The sequence below is a fragment of the Maritimibacter sp. HL-12 genome, from assembly GCF_900177545.1.
Lineage (GTDB): Bacteria > Pseudomonadota > Alphaproteobacteria > Rhodobacterales > Rhodobacteraceae > Sinisalibacter.
This window is the reverse complement of the sequence record NZ_FXBQ01000001.1, coordinates 2,539,277-2,557,041: the sequence shown is the minus strand read 5'-3', so window position 1 is coordinate 2,557,041 and position 17,765 is coordinate 2,539,277. Positions and strand designations below refer to the sequence as shown.

Annotated in this window: 14 protein-coding genes; 11 read left to right on the top strand and 3 right to left on the bottom strand. The window is 66.7% G+C overall.

What is annotated here, in order from left to right:
• Nucleotides 1-131: 131 nt before the first annotated feature.
• From B9Y97_RS12810 to B9Y97_RS12790, 5 genes are all read left to right on the top strand, one after another.
• A complete protein-coding gene (locus B9Y97_RS12810; protein ID WP_085527104.1) occupies nucleotides 132-1,445 on the top strand; it encodes a P-loop NTPase family protein in 1,314 nt (437 codons plus the stop codon).
• Between the two features lie 249 nt (nucleotides 1,446-1,694).
• The gene (locus tag B9Y97_RS12805; RefSeq protein ID WP_085528249.1) at nucleotides 1,695-2,402 is read left to right on the top strand and encodes an ABC transporter ATP-binding protein; all 708 of its coding nucleotides are present in this window, start codon (nucleotides 1,695-1,697) and stop codon (nucleotides 2,400-2,402) included.
• A 4-nt stretch (nucleotides 2,403-2,406) separates the two neighbouring features.
• The gene (locus tag B9Y97_RS12800) at nucleotides 2,407-4,770 is read left to right on the top strand and encodes an ABC transporter permease (RefSeq protein ID WP_085527103.1); all 2,364 of its coding nucleotides are present in this window, start codon (nucleotides 2,407-2,409) and stop codon (nucleotides 4,768-4,770) included.
• A 3-nt stretch (nucleotides 4,771-4,773) separates the two neighbouring features.
• Nucleotides 4,774-5,997: an efflux RND transporter periplasmic adaptor subunit gene (locus B9Y97_RS12795; protein ID WP_085527102.1), complete on the top strand. Its 1,224-nt coding sequence runs from the start codon at nucleotides 4,774-4,776 to the stop codon at nucleotides 5,995-5,997.
• A gap of 66 nt (nucleotides 5,998-6,063) precedes the next feature.
• Nucleotides 6,064-7,248: a M24 family metallopeptidase gene (locus B9Y97_RS12790; protein WP_085527101.1), complete on the top strand. Its 1,185-nt coding sequence runs from the start codon at nucleotides 6,064-6,066 to the stop codon at nucleotides 7,246-7,248.
• 6 nt (nucleotides 7,249-7,254) lie between these two features.
• Here B9Y97_RS12790 and B9Y97_RS12785 read toward each other — a convergent pair whose 3' ends face one another.
• On the bottom strand, nucleotides 7,255-8,397 hold the full coding sequence (locus B9Y97_RS12785; protein ID WP_085527100.1) for a type III PLP-dependent enzyme: 1,143 nt from the start codon (nucleotides 8,395-8,397) through the stop codon (nucleotides 7,255-7,257).
• Between the two features lie 114 nt (nucleotides 8,398-8,511).
• Here B9Y97_RS12785 and B9Y97_RS12780 point away from each other — a divergent pair, with 114 nt between their 5' ends.
• Nucleotides 8,512-8,943 carry an Lrp/AsnC family transcriptional regulator gene (locus tag B9Y97_RS12780; protein ID WP_085527099.1) on the top strand — a complete coding sequence of 144 codons (432 nt, stop codon included), beginning with the start codon at nucleotides 8,512-8,514 and terminating at the stop codon, nucleotides 8,941-8,943.
• Nucleotides 8,944-9,035: 92 nt separating this feature from the next.
• Complete coding sequence (locus B9Y97_RS12775; protein WP_085527098.1) at nucleotides 9,036-12,134, top strand: valine--tRNA ligase; 3,099 nt, start codon at nucleotides 9,036-9,038, stop codon at nucleotides 12,132-12,134.
• A 135-nt stretch (nucleotides 12,135-12,269) separates the two neighbouring features.
• Here B9Y97_RS12775 and B9Y97_RS12770 read toward each other — a convergent pair whose 3' ends face one another.
• Nucleotides 12,270-12,752: a DUF2937 family protein gene (locus B9Y97_RS12770; RefSeq protein ID WP_085527097.1), complete on the bottom strand. Its 483-nt coding sequence runs from the start codon at nucleotides 12,750-12,752 to the stop codon at nucleotides 12,270-12,272.
• A 113-nt stretch (nucleotides 12,753-12,865) separates the two neighbouring features.
• The gene (proS, locus tag B9Y97_RS12765) at nucleotides 12,866-14,206 is read right to left on the bottom strand and encodes a proline--tRNA ligase (protein ID WP_085527096.1); all 1,341 of its coding nucleotides are present in this window, start codon (nucleotides 14,204-14,206) and stop codon (nucleotides 12,866-12,868) included.
• A 199-nt stretch (nucleotides 14,207-14,405) separates the two neighbouring features.
• On the opposite strand from proS, the gene B9Y97_RS12760 reads away from it, so the two are divergent.
• From B9Y97_RS12760 to B9Y97_RS12745, 4 genes are all read left to right on the top strand, one after another.
• A complete protein-coding gene (locus tag B9Y97_RS12760) occupies nucleotides 14,406-14,930 on the top strand; it encodes a fasciclin domain-containing protein (RefSeq protein WP_085527095.1) in 525 nt (174 codons plus the stop codon).
• A gap of 114 nt (nucleotides 14,931-15,044) precedes the next feature.
• Nucleotides 15,045-15,563 carry a fasciclin domain-containing protein gene (locus B9Y97_RS12755; RefSeq protein ID WP_085527094.1) on the top strand — a complete coding sequence of 173 codons (519 nt, stop codon included), beginning with the start codon at nucleotides 15,045-15,047 and terminating at the stop codon, nucleotides 15,561-15,563.
• Nucleotides 15,564-15,681: 118 nt separating this feature from the next.
• The gene (locus B9Y97_RS12750; RefSeq protein WP_085527093.1) at nucleotides 15,682-16,602 is read left to right on the top strand and encodes an alpha/beta hydrolase fold domain-containing protein; all 921 of its coding nucleotides are present in this window, start codon (nucleotides 15,682-15,684) and stop codon (nucleotides 16,600-16,602) included.
• 59 nt (nucleotides 16,603-16,661) lie between these two features.
• A complete protein-coding gene (locus tag B9Y97_RS12745) occupies nucleotides 16,662-17,765 on the top strand; it encodes an AI-2E family transporter (protein ID WP_085527092.1) in 1,104 nt (367 codons plus the stop codon).

Below are 17,765 nucleotides of genomic sequence, written 5' to 3'. Positions count from 1 at the left end.
AGCGTTCAGCAACCTTTGCGCGGCAAGCTCCGGCCAGCCTTACTTTTGACAGTTTTTGTTGTCGAAATGGCACCCGACGGGTAGGATCGAGGGAAAAATCAGGCAACAGACCCGGCAAAGCGAGCAGCCCCATGAACATGCAGCCCACCACGCGCGTGCAGGCCCCGCCGCCGTGCAGGACCATCGCCGAAACCGGCCTCAATCCGGTGATGATGCGCGATATCCTTCTCAAGACGATGTTCCGGATGAACATCGAGACAATTACCGCGCTCGAACGGGCGCTGGCGATCCCGGCGCGGGTGGTGCAGGAACTGATCGACGAGGTCCGCGGCCAGGCGCTGGTCGAGGCGATCGGCACGCTGCACGCAAATTCCGGCGGCGAGATGGGCTACCGGCTGTCTGACAGCGGCAAGGCGCGCGCGCTCGATGCGCTGTCGCAGTCGGAATACTACGGCGCGATGCCGGTGCCGATGGCGGATTACGCCGAGCAGGTCAAACGCCAGTCGATCCGAAATATCCAGATCAGCCGCGAACAGCTCACTGGTGCCATGGGCCACCTTGTGCTGCCGCCCGAATTGCTCGATCACCTCGGCCCGGCTGTCGGCTCGGGCCGGTCGATCCTGATGTATGGCCCGCCCGGCAACGGCAAATCCTCGATCTCCAACGGCATCCGCGACGCGCTGGGGGACAAGATCTACATCCCGCGCGCGATCGAATACAACGGCCAGGTCATCACCGTGTATGACCCGATCGTGCATTCCAAGGCCGAGGAAGTCACCGACGATCCGGGCGCGCTCCGGCGCACCTCGAACCGGCACGACCGGCGCTACGTGCTCTGCGACCGGCCCACCGTGATCACCGGCGGCGAACTCACGCTCGACATGCTCGATCTGAAATACAACCCCACCGCGCGCACCTACACCGCACCGCTCCAGTTCAAATCGACCGGCGGGGTGTTCATCGTCGACGACCTCGGCCGCCAATCCGAACCGCCACAATCACTGATCAACCGCTGGATCGTGCCGCTGGAGGAAAACAAGGACATCCTCGCGCTGCAATCGGGCGAAAAGTTCGAGGTGCCGTTTGACACGCTGGTGATCTTCTCCACCAACTTCCACCCCAACGAGATCTTCGACAAGGCGGCGCTGCGGCGGATCTTCTTCAAGATCAAGATCGACGGGCCGAGCCAGGAGGATTTTCTCAAGATCTTCGCCCTGGTCGCCCGCAAAAAGGGCATCCCGCTCGACGAGGCATCGCTGGTGCACCTGTTGAAGGTGAAATACCCGACCATCAACAACGTCTATGCCAATTACCAGCCGGTGTTCCTGATCGACCAGATCATCGCGATCTGCGAATTCGAAGGCATCCCGTTCCAGATGACCCCCAAGCTGATCGACCGGGCCTGGGCCAACATGTTCGTGCGCGAAGACAAGATCGAGCATTGAGGCGCGGGGGGACGCGGGTTCGACCGCGCCCCCGCGCGGCGCAGCCACGACGTGTGTGACCGCAAGCGGCACGAATTTGGGTCTTGTGATCCCTCCTGGGCCCGTGCTCCGCGCAAGGTCAAGCGGTCGCACCCCTCAAGGTGGTTTTCGCGCCGATTCAGGTCCGGTTTCGATTGAACCCGGACCGCTTTGCGCCATATCAAGGAATGGCCCGCATCGCGGCCCGATGCTGCGCGCCGGAGGAACCCGATGGCTGCCCGCGTTTTTCACACCGAGGGGATCACCAAGGTCTACCGCACCGGCGAGGTGGAGGTCCACGCGCTGCGCGGGGTGAACGTCGAGCTGTTCATGGGCGAGTTCACCGTGCTGCTCGGCGCGTCGGGGTCGGGCAAATCGACCCTGCTCAACATCCTCGGCGGGCTCGACAGCGCCACCGCCGGGGAGGCCTGGTTCCGCGACAAGGAGCTGACCGCGATGAGTGACCGGGAGTTGACCCGCTACCGGCGCGACCATGTCGGCTTCGTGTTCCAGTTCTACAACCTCGTGCCCTCGCTCACCGCCCGCGAAAACGTGGCGCTGGTGACCGAGGTGGCGCGCGACCCGATGTCGCCCGAGGAGGCGCTGGAGCGGGTAGGGCTTTCGGCCCGGATCGACCATTTCCCCGCCGAGCTGTCGGGCGGCGAGCAACAACGCGTGGCGATTGCCCGCGCCATTGCCAAGCGCCCCGAGGTTCTGCTCTGCGACGAGCCCACCGGGGCGCTGGATTCCAAAACCGGGGTGCAGGTGCTGGAGGCGCTCGACCGGATCAACCGCGATCTCGGCACCACCACCGTGATCATCACCCATAACGCGGGCATCCGCGCCATGGCGCACCGCGTCATCCATTTTGCCGACGGCAATATCGCCGAGGTTTCGGTGAACGACACCCGCGTCGACGCTGCCCATATCGAGTGGTAACCGGATGCACGCGCTCGACAAGAAGCTCCTGCGCGACATTCGCCGCCTCTGGGCGCAGTCGCTCGCCATCGCCGCGGTGCTCGCCTGCGGCGTGATGGTGATGGTGATGAGCTACGGTGCCCAGCGCAGCCTCACCGAAACCCGCGACACCTATTACGAGCGCTCCCGCTTCGCCGATGTCTGGTCGGGTGCGGCGCGCGCGCCGATGAGCCTGTTGCCCGAGATCGCTGCGATCGAGGGCGTGGCGCGGGTCGAGGCGCGGATCTCGACCTTTGCGATCCTCGATATCGAGGGGCTGGAGAGCCCGGCGATGGGCCAGGTTCTGTCGATCCCGGCCAGCGGCGAACCCGAGATGAACCGGCTGATCATCCGCGAGGGGCGGCTGCCCGAACCGGGGCGCAAGGACGAGGCGGTGGTGACCGAGGCCTTTGCCATGGCGCATGGCTTCCACCCCGGCGACGGTTTCGAGTTGACCCTGAACGGTCAGCGCCGCGTCGTCACCATCACCGGCATCGTGCTCAGCCCGGAGTTCATCTACACCGTCGGCCCCGGCTCCTTCATGCCCGACGACAAGCGCTTCGGCGTGATGTGGATGGCCGAGGACGTGCTCGCCGCCGCACTCAACCTTTCGGGCGCGTTCAACTCGGTCACCCTCGGGGTGACACGCGGCACCGATCTCGAGCCGGTGAAGGACGCGCTCGAAGCCCTGCTCAAGCCCTATGGCGGCACCGGGCCTTATGATCGCGAGCAGCAAACCTCGAACGCCTTTCTCGACGGCGAGCTCAAGCAATGGGATCTGATGGTGCAGACCCTGCCGCCGATCTTTCTGGTGATCACCGCCTTCCTCGTCAACATGGTCCTGGGCCGGTTGATCACGCTGGAGCGCGAGCAGATCGGGCTTCTGAAGGCGCTCGGCTACGGCTGGTGGGACATCACCTGGCATTACCTCAAGCTCGCGCTCGGAATCGGCTCGATCGGCGTGGTGATCGGCTGGGCCACCGGCTACTGGGCCTCGATCGGGATCGCGCAGGTCTACGGCGATTTCTTCCACTTCCCCTACCTCGTCTTCCTGCAATACCCGGCGGTCTACGCGTTGGCCGCGCTCACCGGCCTCGGTGCCGCGCTGCTCGGGGCGGCGCTGGCGGTGCGCCGGGTGGTGCTGCTGTCGCCCGCCGTGGCGATGAGCCCGCCGCCGCCGACGCGGTTCCGGCGCGGGCTGTTCGACCGCTTGATCGTGTTCCTGCGGCCGCGCCAGCCGACGATGATGATCCTGCGTTCGATCGGGCGCTGGCCGCTGCGCGCAGCCATGACGACGCTGGGCATCTCGATGTCGGCGGCGATGATCGTGGCGGGTTTGTTCATGCTCGACAGTTTCGAGGAGCTGCTCGACGTCGCCTTCGTGCAGGTCAACCGGCAGGATGCGATGCTCGAATTCGCCATTTCGCGGCCCGAATCCGTGCTCGACGAGGTCGAGAACCTTCCCGGCGTGATGCTGGCCGAAGGTGCCTTTGCCGCGCCTGCGCGGCTCAGCCACGGCCCGCGCAGCCGCACCATCGCGATCGAGGGGCGGCGCGAGGGCACCACGCTCGCGCGCGTCTTCGACGGCGATACCCGGGTCGAAGTGCCGCCGGGCGAGGGCATCGTGCTCGAAGCCCGGCTCGCCCGCCATCTCGACGCCCGCGTCGGCGACGTGATCGAGGTGGAGTTCCTGCAACACGATGACCGGCTGCACCGGGTGGCCGTGACCGGCACGGTGCAGACCTTCTTCGGCCTCGGGGCCTGGATGGATCAGGACAAGCTCGCCGCCCTCCTCGGCCAGTCGCCGCAGGTGACCATCGCCAACGTGCTGATCGACGCCAAGGAGGAGGCCGCGCTCTACCGCGCGGTGAAGGACGCGCCCGCGATCTCGGGCATCACCCTGATGACCACGGTGCGCCAGAGCTTCGACGAGACCATGGCCGAAAGCGCCAATATCTCGGTGGTGATCTTCTCCTTCGTCGCCTCGCTGATCGCCATCGGCGTGGTCTACAACTCCGCTCGCATCCAGTTGTCCGAACGCGCCCGCGAACTGGCGAGTTTGCGTATCCTCGGCTTCACCCGCGGGCAGGTGAGCTACATCCTGCTTGGCGAACTGTTCCTGCTCACCGCTGCCGCGATCCCGCTCGGGCTCTGGCTTGGCTACCTGATGGCGGCGGGGATGATTGCCAGCTTCGACAGCGATCTCTACTCGATCCCGCTCTTGATTACCGATACCACCTATATCCGCGCGGCCCTCGTGGTGGCCGGGGCCTCGGCAGCCTCGGCGCTGATCGTGCGCCGCCGGATCGACCGCATGGATCTTGTCGCGGTCATGAAAACGAGGGAGTGACCCATGGCCTTTCCGGTTCGAAAAATCGTCTTCGGCGCGCTTGTCGCCGGCGGGCTCGGCGTTGCCGCCTGGCAACTGGCGCAGCCCGAATACGTGCCCGTCGATCTCGCCAGCGTCACCCGCGGCCCGCTGGAAGTGACCGTCAACGGCGACGGGATGACCCGGATCAGGGATGTGTTCGAGGTTTCGGCCCCGGTCTCGGGCCAGGTGCTGCGCAGCCCGGTGAAGGTGGGCGACGACGTGGTCAGCGGTGAAACCGTGGTGGCCCTGATCGAACCCGGGGAACCCGCCTTCCTCGACGAGCGCGCCCGCGCGCAAGCCGAAGCCGCGGTGGCGCAGGCGCGCGCGGCGCAGGTGCTCTCCGAGGCCAACCTGCGCGCCGCCGAGGCCGACATGGCCAACGCCCAGCGCCAGTTTGATCGGGTTTTCGCCCTGCACGGGCGCGGCACCGCCTCCGACACCCAGCTTGAACAGGCGGAAGTGGCGCTCGACCTCGCCGCCGCGCAGTTCGACAGCGCCCAGGCCAACCTCACGATGCGGGAAAGCGAGGTGGCATCCGCAGAAGCGGTGCTGATCGAGCCCGGCGTCGAGGAGCGCGCGACCGGGGACGGGGTGGAGTGCTGCATCACGCTCAAGGCCCCGGTCTCCGGGCAGGTGCTGAACGTGACCAACGAAAGCGCGCGCATGGTCACCGCCGGAACCCCGCTGCTCACCATCGGCCCGCCGAACGATCTTGAAATCACCGTCGATCTGCTCTCCACCGACGCCGTGCGCATCGCGCCCGGCGTGCGCGCCTATGTCGAACGCTGGGGCGGCTCGGAGGCGCTGGAGGCGCAGGTTCGCCAGATCGAGCCCGCCGCCTTCACCAAGGTCTCCGCGCTCGGGATCGAGGAACAGCGCGTGCGGGTCTTGCTCGATTTCGTCACCGCGCCCGAGGCGCGCCCGGCCCTCGGGCATAATTTCCGGGTCTACCTGCGCATCGTCGAATGGCAGGGCGACGACGTGCGGCTGGTGCCGATCAGCGCGCTGTTTCGCGAGGGCGGCGACTGGGCGGTGTTTACCCTCGACGGCGAGGCCGCGCGGCTTGCGCCGGTCGAGATCGGGCGGCGCAACACCGAGTTCGCCGAGGTGCTGGACGGTCTCGCCGAAGGCGACCGCGTGATCACCCACCCGTCGGACCGGGTGGACGACGGCGTTCTGGTTGTCGATCGCGAAACCCTCGAGTAACGGGCTTGTATTCTCGCGTTTCCGGCAGGACTATCCTTGCCTGAACAAGAGGGGAGGCTCACACCTATGGATCAAGTCAGGGCACCGTTTTCGCGCGCGGAATACGATCGGCGGCTGGCACTCGTGCGCGCCGCGATGGCAGCGCAGGAGATTGACGCGCTGTTCATCGAGGACCCGTCCAACATGGCCTGGCTCACCGGCTATGACGGCTGGTCGTTCTACGTCCACCAGGGCGTGATCCTGACCCACGAGGGCGAACCGCTGTGGTGGGGCCGCGCGATGGATGCCAACGGCGCGCTGCGCACCGCCTGGATCGACAAGGCCAGCCTGCACCCCTACCCCGACCACTTCGTGCAATCGACCGAGCGCCACCCGATGCAGCACCTCGCAGCCCTGTTGCGGGAACTGGAGTTCGGGCACGCGCGGATCGGCGTGGAGATGGAAAACTACTATTTCTCCGCCAAGGCCTACGTGACATTGCTTGAAGAGCTCCCCGAGGCCGAGATCGTCGATGCCACCGCGCTGGTGAACTGGCAGCGCGCGGTGAAATCCGGCGAGGAAATCGCCTTCATGCGCAAGGCCGCCCGGATATCGGAAAAGCTGGTCGACGGGGTCTTTGAGCGCGCCGAGCCGGGGCTGCCGAAAAACGAACTGGTGGCCGAAATCTACCGCGATGCAGTCCGGGGCGTGGGCGAGGATTGGGGCGACTACCCCGCGATCGTGCCGATGGCACCCTCGGGTGCCGATGCCTCGGCTCCGCACCTGACCTGGAACGGCGACCTTCTGCGCCAGGGCGAAGCAACCTTCTTCGAGCTTTCCGGGGTCTACCGGCGCTACCACACGCCGTTGTGCCGCACCATCTTTCTCGGCGAGTTGCCCGAGGAGATGCGGCTTGCCGCCGATGCCCTGGTCGAGGGGCTCGAAGCAGGGCTGGAGGCCGCGCGCGCGGGCAACCGGGCCTGTGACGTGGCCAATGCACTCGGCGGCGTGCTCGACAAGGCGGGCATCGAGCGCTTCGCCCGCTGCGGCTATCCGATCGGGCTGAGCTATCCGCCGGACTGGGGCGAGCGCACGATCTCGCTGCGCGCCGAGGACGAAACCATTCTCGAACCGGGGATGACCTTCCACTTCATGCCGGGCCTCTGGGTCGAAGGATGGGGCGTCGAGATCACCGAATCGATCCTGATCCGCGACAGCGGCGCGGCCGAATGCTTCTGCGACCGCCCGCGCGGCATCTGGGTCAAGGATTGAGGCGTCTCAGGAAAGACCGGCGCGGCGCACGGTGACAACCTCGTAGCCGCCGTAGCCGTTGAACCGGGTGGTGGTGGCGGTGGAATAGGCCCCCATGCCCTCGATCAGCAGGTAATCTCCCTCGACCACGTCGCCGGGCAGATCGACCGGCTCGGGCAAGCGGTCGATCGAATCGCAGGTCGGCCCGTAGAGCACCCGGGCGCGCGGCGCGCCCGCGCGTGGCCGGCCTTCGGGCGAAACCACGCGCACCCGCTCGACCGCCCCCATCAGCGGTGCCTCGGCGAGCGCGCCGTAGATGCCATCGTTCAGGAACAGGCTGCCGCAGGCCCGCTCGGCCTTGACCTTCAGAGCAAGGGTGAAGGCCTCGGCCACCATCGCCCTCCCCGGCTCGCAGACCAGCCCCGGCCCCTCGGCACCGAAGGCCGCATCGCGCGCGGCATGGATCGCATCGAACACCGCTTCGAGCGCGGTCGCGCCCTGCCCCCGGTCGGAGGGAAAGCCGCCGCCGACATTGAGGCGGGCCAGCCGCACCCCGGTGGCCTGCGAAATCGCGGCACAGGTTTCGATATAGCGCGCCCAGGCTGCCGGATCGGCACATTGCGTGCCGGGATGAAAGGTCATCGCCGGGGTAAACCCGGCTTCGGCCACCGCCCGCAGAAGCTCGGCCGCGCCTTCCGGTCCCTCGCCGAACTTCGAGCCGAAATCATAGGCCGCCCCGCCCACCGGCAAAGCCAGCCGCACCGAAACTTCCACGCCCCGCGGCACCTGCGCCTTGAGCTTCTCCAACTCGCCGAAGCCGTCGACCGACCACGAGGCAACCCCCGCCGCCACCCCGGCGGCGATCTCGGCCTGCGAGCGCACAGGGTTGTTGTAGTGCAGCGCCGCAGTGGGCGCGATCTGTCGCACCAGCGCAATCTCGGCAGGCGAGGCCACGTCGAACCCCGACACCCCCGCCGCCGCCAGGTTTTCCAGGACCGTGCGCTCGGGGTTGGCCTTTACCGCGTAAGTCGCCAGCCCGTCGAAGCCCGACCGGAACCGCCGCGCGGTGCGCGCAAGTGCCTCTGGCGAAAAGTAATAAACCGGGTGCTCGGGCCGCGCCGCGCGCAGGTGCTCGTCTTCACTTGCCCAGACCTGTGGAAACCGGCTCATGGCTCACCTCGTTCGCGTCCTCCCGATCAGGATGCGAAACACCGCCGCCGATTCAAAGTGACAGAGTGGCGAATCTGCGACATTTTGGCGTCATATCGCCGAAGGAACCGACATATGGACGAAACCGACACCGCCCTTCTGCACCTTCTCGCGGAGAACGCCCGCACCCCGGTGGCCACGCTGGCGCGCAAGCTTGGCCTCGCGCGCTCCACCGTGCAGGCGCGCATCGACCGGCTGGAGGCGCGCGGGGTGATCGCGGGCTATGCCCTCAGGCTTGGTGAAAGTGCAGGCCGTGCAGCGATCCGCGCCACCGTCCTGCTTACGCTGGAACCGCGCGCCACGGCCACGGTGCTCACCCGGTTGAAAGCGATGTCCGGGGTCGAGGCCGCCCATACCGCCTCCGGCCGCTTCGACATGATCCTGAGTCTCGCCGCGCGCTCGACGGCGGAGCTTGACGACACGCTCGACCGGATCGGCGCGCTCGACGGTGTGCGCGGCTCGGAAAGCCTGATCCATCTCTCCACCCGGATCGACCGGCGCAACTGACGCGCTGCCGTCAAACCCCGGCCAAACGGCTTTCCCTCGCGGCCCGCCTTCGATAAACACCGGGGCAAACAAGGACGAGGACGCGAGATCCCATGGCCATGGAAAAGACCTTCGACGCCGCCACCGCCGAACCGCGCATCTCCGCCGCCTGGGAGGCCGCCCACGCCTTCCGCGCCGGGGCCAACGCCAAGCCCGGCCTGCCCGCCTTCACCATCATGATCCCGCCGCCCAACGTCACCGGCGCGCTCCACGTCGGCCACGCCTTCAACAACACCCTGCAGGACATCCTCGTGCGCTGGCACCGGATGCGCGGATTCGACACGCTGTGGCAACCGGGGCAGGACCATGCCGGCATCGCCACGCAGTTGCAGGTGGAAAAGATGCTCAAGGCCGAGAGCAACATCCGCCGCACCGACATGAGCCGCGCCGACTTTCTCGCCAAGGTCTGGGAATGGAAGGGCAAATACGGCTCCACCATCGTCGAGCAGCTCAAACGCCTCGGCGCCTCCTGCGACTGGGAGCGCAACGCCTTCACCATGGCCGGCGCCCCCGGCGATCCGCGCATTGGCCACGAGAACTCGCCCGATTTCCACGACGCGGTGATCAAGGTCTTCGTCGACATGTACGAGAAGGGGCTGATCTACCGCGGCAAGCGGCTGGTCAACTGGGACCCGCATTTCGAAACCGCGATCTCCGATCTCGAGGTGGAGAACATCGAGGTTGCCGGCCACATGTGGCACTTCAAGTACCCGCTCGCGGGCGGTGAAACCTACACCTACGTCGAGAAGGACGAAGACGGCAACGTCATCTTCAAGGAGGAGCGCGACTACATTTCCATCGCCACCACCCGGCCCGAAACCATGCTGGGCGACGGCGCGGTGGCGGTGCACCCCTCCGACGCGCGCTATGCCCCGATCGTCGGCAAGCTCTGCGAGATCCCGGTGGGCCCGCGCGAGCACCGCCGCCTGATCCCGATCATCACCGACGACTACCCCGACCCGGACTTCGGTTCGGGCGCGGTGAAGATCACCGGCGCGCATGACTTCAACGACTACGGCGTGGCCAGCCGGAACGGCATCCCGATGTACCGGCTGATGGACACGCGCGGCCACATGCGCGACGACGGGCTGTCCTACGAGGCCTGCGCCCACCGCGCCCAGGCCATCGCCGGCGGTGCTGCCTTCTCGATCGAGGAAGTCGACACGCTCAACCTCGTGCCCGACCACCTGCGCGGGCTCGACCGGTTCGAGGCGCGCAAACGGATCATCGAGGAGATCAACGCGGAGGGCCTCGCGGTCACCGCGCTCGACGAGGAAGGCAACAACGTGCCTTACGTCGAATCCAAGCCGATCATGCAGCCCTTCGGCGACCGCTCCAAGGTGGTGATCGAGCCGATGCTCACCGACCAGTGGTTCGTCGATGCCGAGAAGGTGGTGGGCCCCGCGCTCGACGCCGTGCGCGACGGCCGCACCCGGATCATCCCCGCCTCGGGCGAGAAGACCTATTTCCACTGGCTCGAGAACATCGAACCCTGGTGCATCTCGCGTCAGCTCTGGTGGGGCCACCAGATCCCGGTCTGGTACGGGCTCGATCTGTCCTACGAGGGCGATGTCTACGACGACGGCGAGATCGACCATCTCGACGTGCTGCGGATGTTCCTCGACGGCGGGCTGGTCAACCTCGGCGAGGTCTACCATTGCGCCGCCAGCTTCGACGCGGTGAAAGACCGCTTCCTCGATGACAACGCCGACACCCCGCCGCCACTGGCCCATGCCCGGGTCGTCGAGGTCGAAGGCAAGGCCGCGGCTGTCGAGATGCTGGCCGAGAGCCTCGCCGATTACGTCATCAACCAGGACCCGACCCGACTGGTCTACCCGGTCTGGCGCGAACCCGACGTGCTCGACACCTGGTTCTCGTCGGGGCTCTGGCCGATCGGCACGCTGGGCTGGCCCGAGCAGACGCCGGAGATGGAGAAATACTTCCCCACCGACGTGCTCATCACCGGTTTCGACATCCTTTTCTTCTGGGTCGCCCGGATGATGATGATGCAGCTCGCGGTCACCGGCGAAGTGCCCTTCCACACCGTCTACCTGCACCAGCTCGTGCGCGACGAGAAGGGCAAGAAGATGTCGAAGACCACCGGCAACGTCATCGACCCGCTGGAAATCATCGACGAATACGGTGCCGACGCGCTGCGCTTCACCAATGCCTCGATGGCCGCCATCGGCGGCGTGCTCAAGCTTTCCGAAGAGCGCATCAAGGGCTACCGCAACTTCGGCACCAAGCTCTGGAACGCCGCCCGCTTCGCCGAGATGAACGACTGCAAACCGGTCGCGGGTTTCGACCCGGCCTCCGCCCGGCAAACCGTGAACCGCTGGATCGTCGGCGAAACCGCCCGCATCCGCGAGGCTGTCGACGAGGCGCTCGCCGCCTACCGCTTCAACGACGCCGCAAACGGCCTCTACACCTTCGTCTGGGGCAAGGTCTGCGACTGGTACGTGGAGTTCTCCAAGCCGCTGCTTGCCAGCGAAGATCCCACCGTCGCCACCGAAACCCGCGCCACCATGGCCTGGGTGATCGACCAGTGCCTGATCCTGCTGCACCCGGTCATGCCCTTCATCACCGAGGAGCTTTGGGGCCAGATCGCCGCGCGTGACACCCTACTCGCCCACGCCGACTGGCCGACCTACGGCGCTGGCCTGATCGACGACAGCGCCGACCGCGAAATGAACTGGGTGATCCGGCTGATCGAGGATATCCGCTCGGCCCGCGCCCAGATGCACGTCCCCGCAGGGCTGAAAATCCCGGTGATCCGGCAGCAAAGCGACGATGCCGCGCGCGCCGCCTGGGCCGCGAACGAGACCCTGATCATGCGCATGGCCCGGATCGACAGCCTCACCGATCTGGCCGACCTGCCGAAAGGCTGCGTCACCATCCCTGCCGAGGGCGCCACCTTCGCCCTGCCGCTGGCCGACATCATCGACGTCGGCGAGGAAAAGGCCCGGCTGGAGAAAAGCCTTGGCAAGCTTCAAAAGGAAATCGGCGGGCTGAAAGCCCGACTCGACAATCCCAAGTTCGCCGAAAGCGCGCCCGAAGAGGTCGTCGCCGAAGCTCGCGACAACCTCGCCCAGCGCGAAGACGAAGCGGGCAAGCTGCGCGAGGCCCTCGCCCGCCTCGCCGAGATCGGCTGACCTTTTCCTGGGGCAAATACTCCCGCCGGAGGCCCCCCGAGGCCCCGTCCGCAAGGACGGGGCCGAGACAAAGGAGCGCGCCGAAGGCGCACCATTCCGGTGCCTTGATCCGGGCAGCGCCTGTCCCGGCAGCGGCTACGCCCGGCGACGAATTGGTTTGAGCGCAAGGCCGAGGATCAGGCTGACAAATCCCCAGCCCCCGGCAAAACCGATCCCCGCCAGGATCGCCCCTTCGCTGGTCACCGGCACCGCAGGCTCGAAATCGTCCCATGTCCGGCGCGCAAGGTCGGCGTCGCGGAAGCGCCAGGCGCGGCTGAGGCGTTCGAGGGGGGCAGCAGCGGCCAGCGCCTGGTAATCGGCGTTGAGCCGCTCGTAGCGGTAGATCCGCGTGCGCATGTCGTCACGCAACCGGTTCTGGAACTCGGAACCACCCATGACGTCAAGCGCCTCCTCGCGGCTCAGCCCCGCCACCCGCGCTGTGGTGTCGAAAGCGATGGTGACCGCGCGCAACTCGTCCACCGCGCCGGAGAGGCGCTGGACATATTGCTGCGAGAACGCCGGGAATTGCGATAGCGCCACGGCGCCCGCAATGCCCCCCGCCAATGCCAGAATGCGCATGGACTGCCCTTTTCGCCCTGACTTTTTCTTTACATTGCGGGTCCGAACCGCGCCGGTCAAGCGCGGCGGCGGACGCCGGGCAGGGGTTCGCCGAGGCCTGCGCCGTCAAAGGCTCACAGATGGCCCGCGTAGATCTCTTTCAGACGCGCCACCGCGAGGTCCGGTGCCAGTTCCTCGCTTTCGCCGCTGCGCCGCGAGGTCAGTTCCACCACGCCCGCCTTCAGCCCGCGCGGGCCGACGGTGATCCGCCAGGGCACGCCGATCAGGTCCATGGTGGCGAATTTCGCCCCCGCGCGCTCCTCGCGGTCGTCATAGAGCGGTTCCAGCCCGGCCGCGGTGAGGGCGGCGTAGAGGCCTTCGCAAGCCGCGTCGGCCTCGGCGTCGCCCTGCTTGAGGTTGACGATACCGACATGGAACGGCGTCACCCCCTCGGGCCAGATGATACCTTTTTCGTCGTGGTTGGCCTCGATGATCGCGCCCACCAGGCGCGACACGCCGATGCCGTGGCTGCCCATGTGAACGGCGACCTTGTTGCCCTCGCTGTCCTGCACCGTCGCCCCCATCGGCTCGGAATACTTGGTGCCGAAGTAGAAGATCTGCCCCACCTCGATGCCGCGCGAGGTCTTGCGCCGGTCGTCGGGGATCGCCTCGAACAGCGCCGCATCGTGGGTTTCGTCGGTCCGGGCGTAGGGCGTCGTCCATTCCTTGCAGATCGCGGCGACCTCGTCCCAGTTGTCATAGTCGATCTCGCGGCTCCCAAGCCGCAGATCGGTGATCGCGCTGTCGTAGAACACTTCCGACTCGCCGGTCTCGGCCAGCACCAGGAACTCGTGGGTGTCGTCGCCGCCGATCGGCCCGCTATCGGCCCGCATCGGGATCGCCTGAAGCCCCATCCGCTCATAGGTGCGCAGGTAGCTCACCATGTGGCGGTTGTAGGCGTGCATCGCGCTGTCATAGTCGAGATCGAAGTTGTAGCCGTCCTTCATGAAGAATTCGCGGCCCCGCATCACACCGAATCGCGGGCGGATCTCGTCGCGAAATTTCCACTGGATGTGATAGAGCGTCAGCGGCAGATCCTTGTAGCTGCCCACGTGCGCGCGGAAGATGTCGGTGATCATCTCCTCGTTGGTGGGCCCGTAGAGCATGTCGCGCCCGTGGCGGTCGCGGATGCGCAGCATTTCCTCGCCGTAATCGTCGTAACGGCCGGATTCGCGCCAGAGGTCGGCCGGTTGCAGCGTCGGCATCAGCATCGGGATATGGCCCGCGCGGATCTGCTCCTCGTGCACGATGTTCTCGATTTTGCGCAGCACCTTGAAGCCCATCGGCAGCCAGGAATAGATCCCCGCCGTCTGCTGCTTGATCATCCCTGCCCGCAGCATCAGCCGATGCGAGGCGATCTGCGCCTCGGCAGGCGTTTCCTTCAGAACCGGCAGAAAGTAGCGCGACAGACGCATGGGGGCCTCACCTGGCTGGGGTTTCACATCGCGGGCATCCTTAGCCGGGCGCAGGCGGTCGGGCAAGGGCGGCGACCAGGCCTGCCGGCGATACCCGGTCAATCACGGTGTGTCACGCTGTCGTGAGAGCGGTGATCCTGCCTGCGACCCCGCCGCGTAGGTCTCGCATCTGTCCAACAAACCTTCAGGAGGAATACAGATGTTCAACGTCAAGTCCACCCTCGCCGCCACCGCCATCGCCTTCGCCGGTTCGGCCGCGCTCGCCGACAACCACGGCGAGATGGGCACCATCGTCGATATCGCCGCCGGTGACGACCGCTTCACCACCCTCGTCGCGGCCGTGACCGCCGCCGACCTCGTCGAGACGCTGTCGGGCGAAGGCCCGTTCACCGTGTTCGCCCCGACCGATGACGCTTTCGCGGCGCTGCCCGAGGGCACCGTCGAGGGCCTGCTGCAGCCCGAAGCCAAGGGCGATCTGACCAACGTGCTGCTCTACCACGTGGTCTCGGGCAAGGTGATGTCGGGCGACATCGCGGTCGGCACCTCGGCGGTTCCCACCGCGCTCGACGGCGCCAACGTCTGCGTCACCCTCGATGGCGGCGTGATGCTCGACGACGGTTCGGGCACCATGGCCAACGTGGTGATTGCCGATATCGAAGCTTCCAACGGCGTGATCCACGTGATCGACAAGGTGATCCTGCCGGGCAACGACGTCGACTGCTGAGCCTTGCCTGCGGCGCGGCATCCGCTCGCCGCGCCATGACCGGGGCGGAACCCGCGCCCCGGTCGCCTCAACGGGCTCGCAGCGACTGCGCAGCCGATTTCCAGGGAGAAACCGATGAAATCCATCTTCAAGACTGCGGTCGCCGCACTGGCGTTCACCGCTGCGACCGCCTCGGTCGCGAAAGCCGACACGATCGTCGAGATCGCCGCCGCCGACGAGCGATTTTCCACCCTCGTCGCCGCCGTGACCGCCGCCGGGCTTGCCGAAACCCTGTCCGGCCCGGGCCCGTTCACCGTCTACGCGCCGGTGAATGACGCCTTCGCCGCGCTGCCGGCCGGCACCGTCGAGACCTTGCTCAAGCCCGAGAACAAGGGCCAGCTTACCAACGTGCTGCTCTACCACGTCGATGATCGCAAGCTCACCGCCGGGATGATCCCGCAGGGCTCGAATTACTTCAAGCCAGTCCTCACCTCGCACCGCCTCTGCATCACCAAGGATGCGTCGGGCGTGTCGATCGCCGATGGATCGGGTGAAAGCGCCAAAGTCGTGATCGCCGACATCATGGCCGACAACGGCGTGATCCACGTGATCGACAAGGTTCTGCTGCCGGGCGACCGGCCGGCCTGCCACTGACGGTTCCGGGCGGCCTTCCCCTTCCAGCCGCCCGACCATGGGCGCGGACCATCTCCTCAGGGTCCGCGCCCTTTTTTTTGTTTGCCTGCCTGGGCGCTTGCCCCATTCTGGCCGTGACATGACCAAGGGCACAGCCTTTCATCCCGACCTGCGGATCGCGCGCTTCTTGCCACGCTCTGTCGTGTCACCGCGCAGCTTCCGCCTTGTGCGCCTGCTGTTCCGCCTCGTGGCGCCGCTCCTGCCACGTACTTCGGACACCCTGCACCTGGAAAACGGCCGGCGCCTTCAGTTGCATCGTCCGGCAAACCCGGTCTCGGTGCCAACGCCGGCGCTGTTGTGGATCCATGGCGGCGGGTTGGTGATCGGCGACCCGCGCTTCGAGGAAAGGCGCTGCGCCGGCTTCGCCAAGGAGCTTGGCATCATCGTGGCCGCGCCTGCCTATCGGCTGGCGCCGGATGACCGCTATCCTGCCGCACTGGATGACCTCGCCGCGGCGCTGGACTGGCTTGCGCGCCGGCCGGACGTCGATGCAACCCGCATCGCCCTTGGCGGAGACAGCGCGGGCGGTGGGCTTGCCGCATGCCTTGCATTGCGTGCCGCCACTGGCGATGGACCGAAGCCTGCCTTCCTGCTGCTGCACGAGCCGATGCTCGACGAGGCCACGCGGTCCCGCCCTGACCCCGACCCGGCAAGTCTTCGGATGTGGAGCGCAGCCGCCAATCGGTTTGGCTGGTCGGCCTATCTCGACGGGCTCTGCGGACCGGTCCCGGCCACGGCCTCGGCGGCCCGCGCCAGCACCAGCGCGTTGAGCAACCTGCCTGCGACCTGGCTCGGGGTGGGCACCGCCGATCTGTTCCATGACGAGACCGTGGCCTTTGCCAGACGCATGAAAGTGACCGGGGTGGAAGCCGAACTTTTCGTTGTGGCGGGCGGGTTTCACGGTTTCACGACAGCCGCCCCCAGCGCGCCCGTCACCCGCGATTACCTCGCCCGGATGACGGCCGCCCTTGCCCGCGGCCTTGGCCTCCCGACGCGCTGAAGCCTTGCGCACCCGGTTCAAAAAGGCGATGACGGGGGCAGAGGTTCACGAGGGATCGCATGGCTCTGCCGGTTGGGACACAGATGAAATACTGGGGCCTCGCCGCCGCCCTGTTTCTCGCCGTGCTCTGGTTTCTCGGCGACGTTCTGCTGCCATTCGTTCTTGGCGGCGCGGTGGCCTATTTTCTCGACCCGGTGGCGGACCGGCTGGAACGGCTCGGGCTGAACCGGATCCTCGCGACCGTGGTGATCACCCTCATCGCGGTGCTCGTGTTTGCCGCCGCCGCCCTGCTGGTGGTGCCGACGCTGGTGAACCAGTCGGTCGCGCTGGTCAATGTCGCCCCCTCTGTCGCGCGAGACATGCAGGCTTTCCTGACCGAGCGATTCCCCTCGTCGATGGATGAAGGCTCGATCCTGCGCCAGTCGCTCGACACCCTCGGCGAGACCATCAAGGAACGCGGCGGCGAATTGATCGACGCAGTGGTTTCCTCGGCGCGCAACGTGCTCAGCGTGGTGCTCCTGATCGTGATCGTGCCCGTCGTCGCCTTCTACCTGCTGCTCGACTGGGACCGCATGACCGCCGCCATCGACGACCTTTTGCCGCGTGACCACGCCCCGGTGATCCGCCGTCTTGCCAAGCAGATCGACGAAACTCTTGCGAGCTTCATCCGGGGCCAGGTTACCGTCGGGCTGATCCTCGGCACCTATTACGCCATCGCGCTGATGCTGATCGGGCTCGATTTCGGCGTGGTGATCGGCTTCGTCGCCGGGATCATCAGCTTCATTCCCTACGTCGGCGCGCTGGTCGGCGGCGTGCTCGCGATCGGGCTCGCGCTGTTCCAGTTCTGGGGCGAATGGTGGATGATCGGCGGCGTCGTCGCCATCTTCATGGCGGGCCAGTTCTTCGAGGGCAACATCCTGTCGCCCAATCTCGTCGGCTCCTCGGTCGGGCTGCACCCGGTCTGGCTGATCTTCGCGCTCGCCGCCTTCGGCTCGCTCTTCGGCTTCGTCGGGATGCTGGTGGCGGTGCCGGTGGCCGCCGCGCTGGGGGTGATCGTGCGTTTCCTTGCCGAACGCTACAAGGAGGGCCGGCTCTACAAGGGCCTGTCGGACAATTCGCTCACGATCGGACCGGACGACGACACGCCGGCGGACGACGCCTGA